Below are 15,294 nucleotides of genomic sequence, written 5' to 3'. Positions count from 1 at the left end.
GCCCCTCACCGCCCGGCACGCGGCGGCTTGGCGCGCCACCGTGGGGTCGCGGGCGGCGCGGGCCGACCCCGGGGCCCGCGCAAATCGGGCGCGCGACCTGCAGTTCGAGCGCGACCAGCTCGGCCGCTCGCCGATCGAGGCGGCGGTTGCCGACCGGCTGAAGGGCGCCGGGCTGGCGGTCGACCTCAATTCCGAAGCGGCGGCAGTCATCCGCATGAACGAGCTGCTGAAGCAGCAAAAGCAGATCTGGGAGGACGTGCGCGAGACCGGCGTCGACGCAATCGGCGGCATCGTCGACAGCGCCGTGGGCGGTTTCGCCGACATCGACAGCGTTCTCAAGAGTGCAGCCGACGACGTGCTGAAGCAGCTGACCCAGCTCGGCATCAAGAACCCGCTGGCCAACGCGGTCTACGACAAGGGCCTGCCGACGCTGGACAGCATCGGCGGGCTGCCGGGCTTTTTGAGCACGCTGCTCGGCGGTCCGCAGCCCGCCGGCGGTCAGTCGGTCGGCGCTATGGATGTGCAGGCCGGCGTCGTCAACATCAATGGCGAGCTGGGCAGCGGCGCCGGCGGCTTGGTCGACGGCGTCAAGCGGCTGTTCTCCCCCGCCAACGGCAATTCAGCCGATCCGTGGTCGGGGATGCGCGGCAGCGAGACGACGATGGCAGCACCTGCCTCCGGCGGCGTCGGCGCCCAGATCTGGAACTACTTCGCGGCCAAGGGCCTGCAGTCGCATCAGATCGCCGGCATCATCGGCAATCTGAGCGCCGAGAGCGGCCTGAACCCCAATGCCGTCAACCCGAACGGCGGCGCCAGCGGCCTGCCGCAATGGCTGGGCGGAAGGCTGTCCGGGCTGCTGTCGGCCAATGGCGGCAAGCTGCCTGGCGTCGGTGGACAGCTCGACTATATCTGGAAAGAGCTGCAAGGGCCGGAGAGCGGCGTGCTGAAGCGGCTGCTAGGCTCGACCGATGTTCGCTCGGCGACCGGCGCCTTCGCCGGCTTCGAGCGGGCGGAGGGCTGGTCGCAGGCCAATCCGGAAAACATCGCGCTCTGGCAAAAGCGGCTGACCGCCTCGCAGGATGCGCTGGCCAGGTTCCAGGGCACGGCAAACGTTGCCACGAAAGACCTCGGCACCTTCGGCGGCGGGCTTGGCCAGCTCGGCAATGCGCTCAGCCAGTTCCCGGCGGCGCCGGCGGGCGGCGGTCTGTCTGGATTTTCCAGCATCTGGTCGATGATCAGTGGCTTCTTCAGGTCACCAGCAGCCTGGTCGGCGATCCAGTCGGGCGCCGGCGGTCTCTACGATGTGGGCGGCGCGACCGGCGGCAACGACCCGCGCAGGGTCGCCGGCTTGGTCCATGAGCAGGAGTACGTCATGGATGCCCCGGTGGTGCGAGCGCTCGGCGTGCCGTTCCTGGACAGCCTGCGGCGCACAGCCAAATCGGGCCGCGGCTACTACGAGGGCGGTTATGCCATGCCCGGGGCCGGTAGCTCCGGCTCTCCCTCGATGGGCGGCTGGTCATCGCAGTCGGCCCAGCCGACCCGTGTTGAGCGGCACTATCACGACTATGCCGGCGTGAGCGTGCGCGAGGAGGAAACCGAGGACGGCAAGGGCGGCCGCCGCGAGGACATCATCATCGAAGAAAAGCTGACCGCCGCCGCAAACCGGCGCGGCAGCTCCTTCAATAAGACGCTCGCGGGTCGCGGCGCCAGGCAGCCGGTGAAACGGCGATGAGCCTGGTCTGGTATCCCCCTGAATTGCCCAGACCGGAACGGGCACCCTACCAGGTGACGCGCGGCGATGGCCGCACCCGCAGGGCCGAAGACGCCGGCCCGCCAAACGTGCGGCGCCGCTTCTCGGCAGTCGCTGACACCGTTGCCTTCTCGACCGTGCTGACCAGGGCGCAGCTTGCCCGCTTCGACCGCTGGTACAACGAGGAGATCAAGCAGGGCACGCAGCCCTTCCTGATGCCGGCGTGGGACACCGACGGCCTGCCGCTGCTGACCGATGACGGCACGCCGATCACCACCGAGGACGGGACACCGATCCTGATAGCAGAGACGTGGCTCTGCCTGATCGGCCAGCAGCTGCCGGCGCGCGCCCCAAGCTCCCCCACGGGCATCCAGTGGCGCGTCAGCTTCGACGTTGCGGTGATGCCATGAGGCGGGTCTCGCTCAACGCCCGTCTGGCTCTCGACCAGGTCGCGACCGACGAGCTGGAGGTTGTGCTGGTCATCATCGAGCACCCGCTGCTCGACACGCCCGTGCGGCTCTCCTCCGACAATGCCGACCGGATCTCGGTCGAGCCGCTGATGTACGGCACCCGCTCGACCTGGCGCACCGAAGATGATTCGCCGTTCCTGTTCATCATGCTCGACGCGCTCGTCCCCGACGAGGAAGACGACGCTCCGGCGCAGGCCTCGCTGGTGCTCGAGATCCTCGACAGCGACATCGCCGATATTTTGACGTCGACCACCGTGCAGGCGACCTGCCACATGGCGATAGTACTTGGGTCGAGCCCGGACAATGTCGAGGCCGAATGGATCGGCATGCTGATGACCGGCGCAGACGGCGACAGCGGCCAGGTATCGATCAAGTTCTCGATGGAGCCGATCACCGAGGAGCCCTATCCGGCCGACCGCATGACGAAGGAACGTTTTCCGGGGCTGCACAAATGACCTTGATGGTAGCAGCCCAGGGCGATCTCCGCTGGACGCAAGGCTTTATCGGCCTGCCCTTCGCTGACAAGGGCCGCGACTGGACCGGTTGCGACTGTTGGGGCTTTGTCCGCCTCGTCCATGCCGAGCATGCCGGCAACGAGCTGCCGTCCTATGCCGGCCTTTATCCCAGCTCGGCCGAGCAGCGCGAAGTCGCCGCCATAGTCGCTCGCGAAGCGCAATCGCCGCTCTGGTTGAAGATTGAGACGCCGCAGCCGCTCGACATCCTCTGGTTCCGGCGCGGCCGGCTCGACGCCCATTGCGGGCTGTATCTCAGGCCCGGCCTGATGATGCACATGGTCGAGCAGGACTGTTCGAAAATCGAGCGCTTCGACGACGGCTCGCCCTGGGCGGAGAAGCTGACGGGCATATACCGCTGGAGGGGCGCATGAGCGTCCACGTCACCGCGGCACCCATCGCCTTCCAGCCCGACCGCGCCCGCATCGAGCTGACGCTTCCCGAAGGCATGACGATCGCCGAGATGGTGGCGATCGCGCTGCCTGGCGCCACAAACCCGGTGCTGGAGCGCACTCGGGTCGCACTGGTCAAGGGCGACGGCATGCAGGTGGTACCGCGCGCCCTGTGGCACCGGGCGCGGCCCAATGCCGGCGTCCATGTGGTAATCCGCGTCGTTCCCGGCGGTGACTCGTTTCGATCAGTGCTGCAGATCCTCGTCTCGGTGGCGGCGATCGCCGTCGCCGGGTTTTTCTTCCCCGCCGGCGCCACGCTGTTTGGCTCGGAATTGCTTGCCAACGTGGCGAAGACCGCCCTCACGGTTGGCCTGACGGCGCTCGGCGGCTTGCTGATCAATGCCTTGCTGCCGCTGCCCAAACCCCCGGGGGAGGAAAAGCCGACCTATGCGATCGCCGGATGGCAGAACCAGTTCACCCCCGACGCGCCCGTGCCGATGGTCATGGGCACGCACCGCTATGCGCCGCCGTTCGGGGCGATGTCCTATATCGAGGTGGTCGGCGATTGGCTCTACGATCGCGCCGTCTTCCTGCACGGTTACGGGCCGCTGGAGATCTCGGAGGAGAAGCTCGGCGACACGCTGCTGACGAAATTCGACGAGGTCGAGATCGAGACGCGGCTCGGCTATGCCGACGATGAACCGCTGTCGCTCTACACCAACCAAGTGCTCGAGGAGCGCATCGGCACCGATCTGGAACGGCCGTTGAAGCACAACGACTACGGCAAGATCATCAAGGGTGAGCCGTCCGAAGCCAAGCCGGTCAGCCGCTTTACCGCTCGCGATACCGCCTGGTCCATCTCGATCCTGTCGTTTCCCGCCGGCCTGATCAAGATCGATGACGAGGGCGAGGAGTTTTCGGTGGAAGTGGTGTTCAAGCGCCGCATTCGACTGGCCGGCACCGAAGCCTGGACCGACCTGCCCGATCTCTCCATCCGCAACACGAAAAAGGCCGGCTTCTACCGGGCCGACCGCATAGATTATGCCGTACGAGGTGCCTATGAGATCGAATACGAGCGGCTGACTGACTCGGAGGTCGAGCCGGGCAACGGTTCGCAATTTATCTTGAACTGCACATGGGTGGTCCTGCAGAGTTTCCGGCCGGAATACCCGTTCAACTTCAGGAAACCGGTGGCGCTGACTGCTCTCCGGATCAAGGCGACGGCGCAGCTCAACGGCACGCTCGACACCTTCAACACGCTAGACAAGCGGATCGCGCCGGACTGGGACGCCGACAGCGGCACATGGATAGACAGGGCCACGCAATGGCCAGCGTCCCTGGCCCTCTTTGCCTTGCGCGGCCCAGGGCTGTACCGGCCCACTCCGGACGAGGAGATCGATTTTCCTGCCTTCCAGGACTGGCACGTCTTCTGCGTGCTCAAGGGCCTAAAATACAACCGCATCCACGATTTCGAGAGCACGCTGGGCGAGACGCTGGCGGCGATCGGCGCCGCGGGGCGGGCCGCCGTCAAATGGGACGGCCGCAAATGGACCGTCGTCATTGATCGGCCGCGCGAGCTGGTGGTCGACCATGTGAACCCAAGGAATTCATCAGACTTCCGCTGGTCGCCCTCCTATTTCGAGCCGCCACATGCGCTGCGCGTGCCGTTCATCGACGAGACCAACGATTATCAACAGGGCGAGCGCCTAGTGCCGTGGCCCGGCTATGTCGGCCCGATCGACATCACCGAGGAGCTGAAACTGCCCGGCAAGACCAACCCGGACGAGATCTGGCGCGAGGCCCGCCGCCGGCAATACGAGATCATGAACCGCGCCGTCAGCTACTCGGCGGTGCAGCAAGGCACTGCACGCACCGCCACCACCGGCGACCTGGTGGTGGCCTCGCGCGACGTGCTGAAGCGCGCCATGCATTCGGCGCGCGTCAAGGCAGTACGCGGCGATCTTGTCGAGGCCGACGGCGTCTTCACGATGGTCGCTGGCGAGAGCTACGCCATTCGCTTCCGCCAGTTCGACGCCGACGACACGATCGGCACCAGCGTGGTACGGACCATCGCCACCGTCGCCGGCGAGAGCGCGGCCGTGCGGCTCACCGGCAGCGGCGAGAGGCCCAAGGCTGGCGATATCATTCACTTCGGCCCGGCCGCGCTCGACAGCATCCCGCTTATCGTTGCCGGCATCACACGCGGCAAGAACAATTCGACGGTGCTGGCGATGCTGCCGGCGGCACCGATCATCGACGAGTTGACCGACGCCGAGGTGCCGCCGGCCTGGAGCGGCCGCGTCGGCGCCGAGATCGACCTATCCCTGATCCCCCCGGCGATACCGAAGTTCACGGGCATAGAAACCGGCACTGTCGAGACCGGCGACGCCAACGGACTGCGGGTTATGGTCAGCGGCGGCACGGCGAACGCGATCGCCGTCGCCGCCTTCAAGCTGCAGACGAGGCTCTCGGGTGCTTTGGTCTGGCAACCGCCACTGTCCTGCTCGCCGGCCGAGGGCGCTTTCGATGTGACCGGTTACCTGTTCGGCGACGAAGTCGAGCTGCAGGCCTGGGCCGTCAGCGTCGCCGGCGTCGAGAGCGATCTGACCGACATTGTTTCCGTGACCATCGGCGCCGACGACTTCGTGCCGCCAGTCGCGGCGAACTCAACCCTTTTGCTCGTGCTTTAGAGGACACAAATGGCCGCCAGCCAGATCAACACAACTGACAGCGTCACCGGCGCCCCGGTCGCGATCGACAGTGAGCTCGTCGCCGGCAAGCACCATCCCATGCATGGCGTGCGCGACGGCATGGACGAGGCGCTGGGCGGGACGGCCGACGCGGCGGCCACGTCCGACGCCGGCACGTTCTCCTTGATCGCGTTGGTCAAGCGGCTGCTGTCGGTCAAGCTGCCGTCGACGCTCGGCGCAAAGAGCGCCGCCAACAGCCTCAGCGTCACGCTGTCGACCGACGACGATGCGCTGCTCGGCTCGCTCACCGAGGCCGCGCCGGCCAGCGATACGGCCTCCTCGGGCCTCAACGGACGGCTGCAGCGCATTGCCCAGAACCTGACGGCGCTGAACCCGGCCGCCACCTGGCGCTACCCCGCGGCTGCCGGTGGCGAGACCGGGACCGCAGACGTCCCGGTGAAGGCAGCGGTGGCGGGCCAACGCAACCACATCACCTGGCTGACTGCCGTAAATGCCCACGCCACGGTCGACACCGAAATTCTGGTCAAGGATGGCGCCGCGACTGTCCTCTATCGCGGCTTCCTCAAAGCCGCCGGCGGGCGGCTGGATATCGAATTCCGATCGCCGCTGTCGTCGACCGTCAACACGGCGCTGAACGTCGCCAACGTGACCACCGGCGCCCAAGTCTACTTCAACTGCGGCGGCTACGTCGCGCCTTAAACCGAGGGAACTGAGATGGCCGAAACTGGCATGAATAGTACCGACCTCCCACTGGTTGCCGCGCTGGACGAGGTGATCGGCAATGCGATACTCGACGGAATTCGGCGCACGGCACGACAGTCGATGGCCGATCACGCCGAGCAGATCATAGCCGACGGGCCGATTGCGGATGCGCTGGCGGCCGAGGGCGCGGCGCGGGCGGCCGCGGATGTCGCGCTCAACGTACGCGTCGACGCAGTAGCTTCGCTGCCGGAGGACGTCGAAGACCTGACCAGCCGTGTCGATGCTGTCGAGGCTATTGCAACAGCCGGAGTTATTTGGACTACCCAGATCGTCAAGGTTCGCTCGACCGCCAACGTCAACCTCGCAAGCGGCCTGATCAACGCCGCGGTACTCAACGGCGTCGCTCTGGTGACCGGAGATCACGTCTTCCTTGGCTCGCAGACGCTGCCGGCCGAGAATGGGCTTTACACCGTAGTGGCGGCTGGCGCCGCGTCCCGTGCGATCTTCGCCGACAGCGCGGCAGAGTTGGCGCATATCGGCTTCGTCGTGCAGAGCGGCACAGTCGGCACCGGAGAGCGCTGGACGCTGGCGATGGCTGCGGCAGGCATTACGCTTGGCACGACGGCGCTCATCTTCTCGCCGGAGGGCATAGAGCCGGGTTATGCGGCCGAAGTGCAGACCGCGCGCGGCCCCTACGTGGCTCTGAACGACCGCCTCGACGCGCTGCAGCTCGCGACCCTGAATGACCTCTCCCAAACCCTGCAGTATGACGACAGCGGCGTCGCCATTGCCTTCGACACTCCAATTCCAAGCATTCTGATCAAGGACGCCGCCGCTCCAGCCAAGCGGTTCTTCGGCAGTTTGACTGCAAAGCTGTCCACAACTCGCACTACAGCGGGCTGGTACTTCGACAAGCTGGGGCTGTTGAAGCAGGCCGGCGTCAACGTCCCCCGCTTCACCTACGACTACAAGTCGCTTGCGCCGAGGGGACTACTGTGCGAGCCGGCGCGCGCCAACCGGGTGCTGTGGAACCGCGACCTGACAAATGCGGCGTGGACCAAGTCGAATGTAACGGCGGCGCTCGACCAGGTGGGTCTCGACGGCAACGCCGCTTCGGCCTCTTCCATCACTGCCACATCTGCCAACGGAACAGTCCTTCAGGCCATCGCCATCGCTTCGGCCGCTTATTTCCAGACGGCCTACATCAAGCGCCTGGTCGGCATCGGGCCGATCTCCATGACCATGGACGGCGGCACGACGTGGACTGATGTCACGCCGACCGACGGCTACTGGAACCGGATGAGCATTCCGTCCCAGACGCTCCCGAATCCTAATGTCGGCTTCAAGATCGGCACCAGCGGCGACAGCTTCGCCATCGATCTCGTGCAGAATGAGAATGGCAACTATCGTACCAGCCCGATGGTGACAACGACGGCGTTCTTCTCGCGCGGCCTTGACCAGAACAGCATCGCGCTATCAGGCATCCCGTTCAACACGACGCTTGGAGCCGTTTTCATTGAAGGGCGCACTCAGGCTCCAGACAATGTTTCACGCACCATGGCGCAGATCGATGACGGCACCACCACAAAGACGTTGGTATTTACGATGTCATCGCTTGGTGGTGGGCAGTTTTCGATCACTGACACCAGCGTGAAGGCAAACATTCTTCCGGGTATTACGGTTGTGGACAAGACCTCTCGTCTTGCGGCCTCGTGGGGCACTGTTCCAAATTATGCGCAGGCGGCGTTTGATGGTTCGGTTGGGGCTCAGGATAGCTCGCTGACGATCCCGACAGGGCTCACCACTCTTCGCATCGGGAGTGGTCTCTCAGGCACGGCCCCGTTCGGCGGTACCATCGCAAGGCTCAACCTTCGGCTCAGAACGCAGGACGCGTCAGAATTAACCGCCATGTCGAACTTCGGCCTTGCCGGCGCGGAGCCGCTGGTCGACGTCGTACCCAACAATTCCAACATCGAGGACAGCGACTACGCAGCCGCGCTCACCGCAACGTCGTCTCAGGTCAGCGGTGTCAGGCCGATCTCCTTCGGCAGTTACCAGAATGCCAATCCAGGGTGGCGCCGTCGATTCAAAACGCGCGCGACCTCCGTTGTCCTGCATTTCCAGAACCTCAATCTCGTCACCGGCAGCTATAATGGCAAGGGAGAGATACTCGTCGACGGGGTGCATAACACGTACTTCACCTCGGCGCAGGCACTCGGCAAGTTCTTTGTCAGGCTGGATTTCGCGTCGAATGCCGATCGCCTGATCGAGATCGTCATGCCCTACTCGTCGTCGGTCGCGCATCTCGGCATCACAACGTACGGTGCGCCAATCACCTTGCCGACGCCACGATCGACGCTGCCACGTGCCGTGTTCCTTGGAGACAGCCGCTTGCAAGGGTTCAATGCCACCAGCACCGACAAGACCTGGATGGAGATACTCTGTCGCGCCAAGGGCTGGCAGCACATCAATCTCGGCTATGGTTCTTCCCTAGTGAATTCCGCGTGGGGGACCGATCTCGGCAACGCCAATCCCGATGTCGCCTTCGTCACGTTCGATTTCAACAATCGCACGGCGCAGACCGCTCTCGCTACCTTCAAGGCTGCTTTGAAGACACTGATAGCCAACGTTCGGGCGATCAAGCCGACAGTGAAAATCTACGTTGTGTCGTCGAACTGGATTTCGGCGGCTAATGACACGCTGACCTTGAAGATTGCAGATTACCGGCAGCAGGAACTCGATGCCGTGAACGAGCTAACGGCGGCCGGTGATGCCAACATCTTCTATATCGATGGTCTGACGCTGACTACCAACGGCACCGGCTCGATCGGCGACGGCATCCATCCGAATGACACTGGCTCTGCGGAGTTGGCTGCGGCTATAGCACCGCTAGTGAGCGTCTAGGGATGAGCCGGATTGGGCTGGAGCTTTGGTTGCGTTTTGATCGGCTCAAAGTAGCGCTGAATTCTCTTCTCGACAAAAATGTGCGCGAGGTAACCGACTGCGATCCCAACCAAGGAACTGATTAGCGCGGCCACACTGGATGGCAGCCACGGCATTGTCTTGGCTAAGATCAAAAGCGTGACGGGCATGCAAGGCTGATGGAAGAGAAAGATCGAATACGATGCGTCGCCGAGGGCCAGGCCAAGCCGACTCTCGCGCGTCGTCGTGGTGCCAACCGCAACCAACATGGTAACCAGTAGCAATGGTGATATTGAAACGACCATCGCCAATGTCCTGATCTCCAGGCCGAAATGCACAACAGACGCGCGTATCGCCAAAGACAGAACGATCATGCTGAATATCTGGCCGGAGAAGGTGAAGCTTGGCTTCCATTTGCGAATTGACAACGCGAGCAGGACCCCAATGCCGAACTCGATGTTGAATGGGCTCATAATGAAGGAGGCCAAGCTATCTGTCTCTCCCGATGGCCCGGTCAAGACGTATCGCGCCAACGGCAATGCCGCCCAAAGCAAAAGAAACCACCAGAGCTGAGAGCGGATTAGAAAGCACAATGCAAAAACAGCGTAGAAAACGACCTCATACCGGATCGTCCAAGCCACTGATGGGGTTACCTCTCCAACGGGCCATATTATGAGCGTGCGAAGCGATCCCCAAAAATCTGGCTGCGCGCCGGACACCATGAGCGCGACATTGAAAAACGCCACGGCAAGATAGAGCATTGGCAGCAAGCGAACCGCTCGCCTGAACAGAAATTCCAGCGGTGTATATCTCGGGGCGCCGGTCGCGGAATTCGTCGCCGTCACGACCATGATGAAGCCGCTCATCATGAAGAAGAAATCCACTTCTCCGCCGCCACTCGTGAAAAATCTTGTGAGCGTTCCTGGCCCGAAATACTTGTCCAGAGAAGCGGCGCTTACGTTGTGAGTCACAACCACCAGCACGGTGGCAATCGCCCGAAGATAGTGCAATCCAGAGATTGTCGGGACTTTTTTGATCATAAGAAATCCTAAGCCGCTCGAATGGCGTCGACGAGCGCGAGGGTCGCGCCACGGGCCAAGTGGATGCCATCCTCGGTCACGTCGTTCGAGCCGCGAATTGCGATGTACGGGTCTATAAAAGAAACGCCGCTTCCGAGACACGCCAGGCGTGTCGCATCATTGATCGCGGCGGCCACAGAAGCCGATCTGAAGGCGGTTTTCTTCTCTTCGATTGGCGGGATCGCGAACACAATGGCCTCGGTGCCGATGCTCCCAAGCAGAGAACAAATCGCCATGGTCTTTTCAGCGACCGCGACCGGGTTGGCGCCTGTCTTGCTGTCGTTCGTTCCGACCTGGATCACAGCCTTTGCCGGCGGGTTTGCTTTCAGAGCCGACAACACGACGGAAGATGCAATGGAAGCATAGACGTTGGCCGCTGTCGCACCGCCAAAGCCGGCGTTTACTACCTTGAGACCTTCGAGCGGGTGCGGCGGAACAAGTTCCAAGAGCGAGTCCCCGACAAGCATAAGGCTATTTGGACCTATCCATTGCAGGTGCGCCGCGATCGCCGCCGTCCGAACGGTCCAGTGATCTGACCACGGAACCATACTCCGCGGGATAACGCGCCCCTTCCATATGGAAAGGATGCCCCTGATCTTGATGAGCCCCATGTGCCTTAAATCCCCCAAACCCAGCCGTTCTTTAGCTGATGTCGGGGATCGCCGCCAGATGCTCTTCGCGATGGGTCAGCTGGCGAACAATTCCTTGTAGCCAGTCGTTACCATCCAGTTCGCCCGGTCGATATGGCTGCGAAGAGCCTTGCGAGCGCGGACCGGTTCAAGGACGGGGTCGATGCCGAGAATGAGCTTGGCCATCTCCTCTTCGCTGGCATTGTCAGCGCAGGCGTCCAGGATCTGCAGGTAGATGGTGAAATGCTCCTTGTCGTAAACCGTGATGGAGTCCGACCACGGAACTTCTTCAAAGATTCCATGCTTCATAACGAACATGCCTTTCGGATTGCTCCATGCGCACCGGCTGGAGGCCGGCGCGCTCGCTGGGGTTTCCATGCCCAGGAATTCTCGCGCTGCTTGCGGTCTCGTCAAGAGGCCGGCGCTCCACCGGCGGGCGGCGCAGCCTTTGGCTTGCGCAGCAGGAAAATAAACGGGACGGCAAGCAGCGCTGGAACCGCCTTTAACGGCCGTTGAAAGCTCGCGATTTGGTGCCAACTGAAGTTGCGCGGAGGTGCCAAGTGATTTTGCGCGCTACACGTAGTCCTGTTGCCCGGCTTTGCACTGGAAGTCGGCTTGTACCGCCTCACCCCAACTCCAACGTCGTTATCGCAAAAACTCCGGACTGCTTGAGCTGCGGCGCCTTTCCCTTGTACATCCGAGCCGTCTCGAAGCCCGGTTGAAGGCCTGCGGACGACAGCAAGTCTGCAAATTGCCGGCTGGTTTCGGGAACGTCGAGATGGACGTTTCCGGGACCGGACATGTGCGCGAGCGCGGCGAAGAGATGGCTTGCCGCGTCCAGGCTGTCGGCAAAGAGCGGGCCGATCTTGCAGCCGTCCCGGCATTGGCGCGCGACGCCGTATCCCGCAATGGCGCCGTGCTTGAGGATCGCAAGCGCCATATGCGGCGGGCGCAGCCAGTGTTCCAGGAAGGATCGCCTCGGGCCGGGAAAGAAGCGGCGGTCATAGTCCAGTATGTCCGGCACGAGTTCCGGCCCTATGGCGCGAATGTCGTTGCCGACTGCTGCCGGGACATTCGGTGACCCCATGAACCGGATCGTCCGGTAGGCCGGTGCAAAACCCATGCTGCGGTAGTTGGCCTGCTGTTCGACGACACCGTCGAGGCCGATCGTGCGCTTGCCGAGCCGCGCCGTGCCGGCATCCCAAACGACCTTGCCATGGCCTTGGCCACGCTTGTCCGGCCGGCAGATGTAGAGGCCGATGAAGCCGAAACCGTCGCCATAGGCAACGGCCGAAATGCCGGCCGCCATCTCGCCATCGATAAAGGCGCCGATGAAGCCCTGCGGGTCGGCTGCCTGAAACAGCGCGGCATCGTTAAGGCCGGGATTCCAGCCTTCCGCCGCCGCCCAATCGACTAGGGTTTGCACTTCCTCACGTGCGAGCGTTCGGATCGTTCGGGGCATTGCGATCACTCGGCGGCGCCAGGCGCGAAGGATTTCAACGCGCCATGATAAGACTTTGCCAACGGGCTTGCATAGGCGCCGCGCTTGGATGTCGTCAGGCCAAGGGCGATCAATGCCTCGGCCTGTTTCACGGCAGCGCCCACGCCGTCGATGACCGGAAGCCCGAATTCCCGCTGCAGCGCCGCCGCCAGATCGGCCATGCCGGCGCAGCCGAGCACGATCGCCTCGGCGCGATCCTCGTCGATGGCGCGCGCAATCTCGTTGCGCAGCCTGAGCAGTGCGTCGGACGCCGGATTTTCGAGGGCAAGAACCGGGATGTCGGCGGCGCGCACACGCGCGCGCCCTGCCATGCCATAGCGCTGCACCAACCCTTCGACCGGCACGCGCGAACGTCCGGTGGTGGTGACGACGGTGAAGCGCTGGGCGATGAACGAGGCCGTGCTGAGCGATGCCTCGCAAATGCCGATGACCGGAATGTTGGCCATGGCGCGCGCGGCATCGAGGCCGGTGTCGTCGAAACAGGCAATGATCGCGGCTTGCGCGCCCGAGCGTTCGCCGGCGGCGATCTCGACCAGCAGGCCGGGCACGGCAAGTGCTTCATCGTAATAGCCTTCGATCGATACAGGTCCCATCGACGAGGTGACGGCAACGATCTTCGTCGATTGGGCAGCGACCGATCGGGCCGCCGCCGCGATAGTGTCGGTCATGCTGGCGGTGGTGTTTGGATTGACGACGAGGATCTGCACTGTCAGGCACGCTCGCGGCGGCGGCCGACATAGACGATTGCGCCGAGCGTCAGCAGGATCACCAGGAAGGAAAACACGGTCGTCACGGTGCCCAGCGCATAGAGCACCGGCGTCGTGACATTGGTCGTCATGCCGTAGATTTCGAGCGGCAAGGTGTTGAACGTGCCCGAGGTCATCAGCGTGCGGGCGAACTCGTCATATGACAGAGTGAAGCCGAACAGGCCGACGCCGATCAGGCTGGGCGCGATCATCGGCAGCACGACATGTGCGAAGGTCTGCCACGACGATGCTCCGAGATCGCGCGCGGCTTCCTCATAGGCTGGCGAGAACCGGTTGAAGACAGCAAACATAATCAGCACGCCGAAAGGCAAGGTCCAGGTCAGATGGGCGCCGAAAGCGGAGGTGTACCAGGCGGGGCGGAAGCCGATCTGCTGGAAGACGACGCCGATGCCGAGACTGATGATGATCGACGGCACGACCAGGCTGGCGACGGCCAGATAGAACAGTGCGGTTGCGCCGCGAAATTTCTGCCGGAAGGCCAGGCCGGCGAGCAGCGACACGGCGACAGTGACGACCATCACCATCAGGCCAAGGACGAGCGAGCGTTTGAAGCTGCCGCCGAAGTCGCCGACCGCCTGGCGCTCGAACAAATTGGCGAACCAGTGCAGCGACACGCCGTTCAGCGGAAATGTCAGACCGCCGTTCTCGCCCTGGAAAGAGAGGATCAGGATCGCCGAAAGCGGGCCGTAGAGGAACAACACGAAAAGACCGAAGAACGCCGCCAACACATAGAATTCGAGGGTGCGCTTGTCCTGGCTCATCGCCTCACAGCTCCTTGCGGATGTCGACGATGCGCAGGATGCCCGCGACCATCAGCAGCACCAGCACCAAGAGCACAACGGCGTTGGCGGCGGCTGCCGGATATTGCAGCAGCGACATCTGGTTCTTCATCATCAGCGCGACGGAGGCGCTCTGCCCGCCGGACATCACCTGCACCGTCGAGAAATCGGCCATCACCAGGGTGACGACGAAAATGGTGCCGATCGCCATGCCGGGCTTGGCGAGCGGAATGACGACGTTCCACAGAACCTGCCAGCCGGAAGCGCCGGCGTCGCGCGCGGCTTCTATCAACGACTTGTCGATGCGCATCAGCGTGTTGAAGATCGGCGTCACCATGAACAGCGTATAGAGATGCACCATGGCCAGCACCACGGCGAATTCGGAATAGAGCAGCCATTCGATCGGCTTCGGGATCAGCCCCATTTGCACCAGCGTCGAGTTGACCAGGCCATTGCGGCCAAGCACCGGAATCCACGAGATCATGCGGATGATGTTGGAGGTCAGGAACGGCACCGTGCAGACAAGGAACAGCACCATCTGCATGGCCGTGGTCCTGATATGGAAGGCAAGGAAATAGGCGACCCAGAAACTGATGAACAGCGTCAGCGCCCAGACGATGGCGGCGTATTTCAGCGTATTCAGGTAGGTTTTCCAGGTGACCCAGGAGCCGAGCGTGTCGGAATAATTGGTGGTCAGGAAATCCGGATACATCGCCGCGAAATCGTAATCCCAGAATGAGACCACGGCGATCATCAGGATCGGCAGCAGGAGGAACGCGCCGAGGATCAGGGCAAGTGGTGTTGCCTGGAGATAGGGTGCGATGGCGGCAAAGGAGCGCCTACGTCTGGCAGGCTTTGTGGCAATGGTTGCGGGCTGATCGAGTGCCACTGTCATCTGGAACAGCCTCGGTGGTATTTTGCCGGGCTGTGATCCTTCGCGCCCCCCTCTGTCCTGCCGGACATCTCCCCCACAAGGGGGGAGATTGGCTTGCATGCCGACCCACGCCAATGATCGCCGTATGACGAAGAGCGCTGAAGAGAGCCACAGCCGATCTCCCCCCTTGTGGGGGAGATGTCCGG

The 15,294-nt window shown here is 63.1% G+C and carries 14 protein-coding genes; 7 read left to right on the top strand and 7 right to left on the bottom strand.

Features of this window, described 5'->3' with window-relative positions; all coding sequences use genetic code 11:
- The 7 genes from NKJ55_RS21405 to NKJ55_RS21375 form a co-directional block, all read left to right on the top strand.
- Window positions 1–1,732 (top strand): phage tail tip lysozyme (locus tag NKJ55_RS21405; protein ID WP_352451594.1); only part of this gene is annotated, 1,732 nt, incomplete at its 5' end.
- A complete protein-coding gene (locus NKJ55_RS21400; protein WP_352451593.1) occupies window positions 1,729–2,160 on the top strand; it encodes a hypothetical protein in 432 nt (143 codons plus the stop codon). The genes NKJ55_RS21405 and NKJ55_RS21400, both read left to right, overlap by 4 nt.
- Window positions 2,157–2,675, top strand: a complete 519-nt coding sequence (locus NKJ55_RS21395) for a DUF1833 family protein (RefSeq protein ID WP_352451592.1) — start codon at window positions 2,157–2,159, stop codon at window positions 2,673–2,675. Before NKJ55_RS21400 ends, NKJ55_RS21395 begins: the two co-directional genes overlap by 4 nt.
- Window positions 2,672–3,106, top strand: coding sequence for a C40 family peptidase (locus NKJ55_RS21390; RefSeq protein WP_352451591.1), 435 nt, complete (start codon window positions 2,672–2,674; stop codon window positions 3,104–3,106). Before NKJ55_RS21395 ends, NKJ55_RS21390 begins: the two co-directional genes overlap by 4 nt.
- A complete protein-coding gene (gene gpJ / locus NKJ55_RS21385; RefSeq protein ID WP_352451590.1) occupies window positions 3,103–5,814 on the top strand; it encodes a TipJ family phage tail tip protein in 2,712 nt (903 codons plus the stop codon). The genes NKJ55_RS21390 and gpJ overlap by 4 nt, the downstream gene beginning before the upstream one ends.
- A gap of 9 nt (window positions 5,815–5,823) precedes the next feature.
- The gene (locus NKJ55_RS21380; RefSeq protein ID WP_352451589.1) at window positions 5,824–6,534 is read left to right on the top strand and encodes a hypothetical protein; all 711 of its coding nucleotides are present in this window, start codon (window positions 5,824–5,826) and stop codon (window positions 6,532–6,534) included.
- A gap of 30 nt (window positions 6,535–6,564) precedes the next feature.
- Window positions 6,565–9,441 (top strand): SGNH/GDSL hydrolase family protein, encoded by a 2,877-nt coding sequence (locus NKJ55_RS21375; protein WP_352451588.1) that lies wholly within the window; start codon window positions 6,565–6,567, stop codon window positions 9,439–9,441.
- Here NKJ55_RS21375 and NKJ55_RS21370 read toward each other — a convergent pair.
- The 7 genes from NKJ55_RS21370 to NKJ55_RS21340 form a co-directional block, all read right to left on the bottom strand.
- Entirely contained in the window at window positions 9,438–10,499 is a 1,062-nt protein-coding gene (locus NKJ55_RS21370) for an acyltransferase family protein (RefSeq protein ID WP_352451587.1), read from the bottom strand. The genes NKJ55_RS21375 and NKJ55_RS21370 overlap by 4 nt on opposite strands.
- Window positions 10,500–10,507: 8 nt before the next feature.
- A complete protein-coding gene (locus NKJ55_RS21365) occupies window positions 10,508–11,149 on the bottom strand; it encodes a GDSL-type esterase/lipase family protein (RefSeq protein WP_352451586.1) in 642 nt (213 codons plus the stop codon).
- A gap of 75 nt (window positions 11,150–11,224) precedes the next feature.
- Window positions 11,225–11,485, bottom strand: a complete 261-nt coding sequence (locus NKJ55_RS21360) for a hypothetical protein (RefSeq protein ID WP_502904502.1) — start codon at window positions 11,483–11,485, stop codon at window positions 11,225–11,227.
- 307 nt (window positions 11,486–11,792) lie between these two features.
- On the bottom strand, window positions 11,793–12,629 hold the full coding sequence (locus NKJ55_RS21355) for a GNAT family N-acetyltransferase (protein WP_352451585.1): 837 nt from the start codon (window positions 12,627–12,629) through the stop codon (window positions 11,793–11,795).
- 5 nt (window positions 12,630–12,634) lie between these two features.
- Window positions 12,635–13,375 carry an aspartate/glutamate racemase family protein gene (locus tag NKJ55_RS21350; protein WP_352451584.1) on the bottom strand — a complete coding sequence of 247 codons (741 nt, stop codon included), beginning with the start codon at window positions 13,373–13,375 and terminating at the stop codon, window positions 12,635–12,637.
- A gap of 2 nt (window positions 13,376–13,377) precedes the next feature.
- Window positions 13,378–14,196: an ABC transporter permease gene (locus NKJ55_RS21345; protein ID WP_352451583.1), complete on the bottom strand. Its 819-nt coding sequence runs from the start codon at window positions 14,194–14,196 to the stop codon at window positions 13,378–13,380.
- A gap of 4 nt (window positions 14,197–14,200) precedes the next feature.
- Window positions 14,201–15,109, bottom strand: a complete 909-nt coding sequence (locus tag NKJ55_RS21340) for an ABC transporter permease (protein ID WP_352451582.1) — start codon at window positions 15,107–15,109, stop codon at window positions 14,201–14,203.
- Window positions 15,110–15,294 lie beyond the last annotated feature (185 nt).

Origin of the sequence: Mesorhizobium sp. M0106, from assembly GCF_040322715.1 — a bacterium.
Lineage (GTDB): Bacteria > Pseudomonadota > Alphaproteobacteria > Rhizobiales > Rhizobiaceae > Mesorhizobium.
The sequence above is the reverse complement of the archived record's forward strand: the minus strand, read 5'-3'. Positions and strand labels throughout refer to the sequence as shown.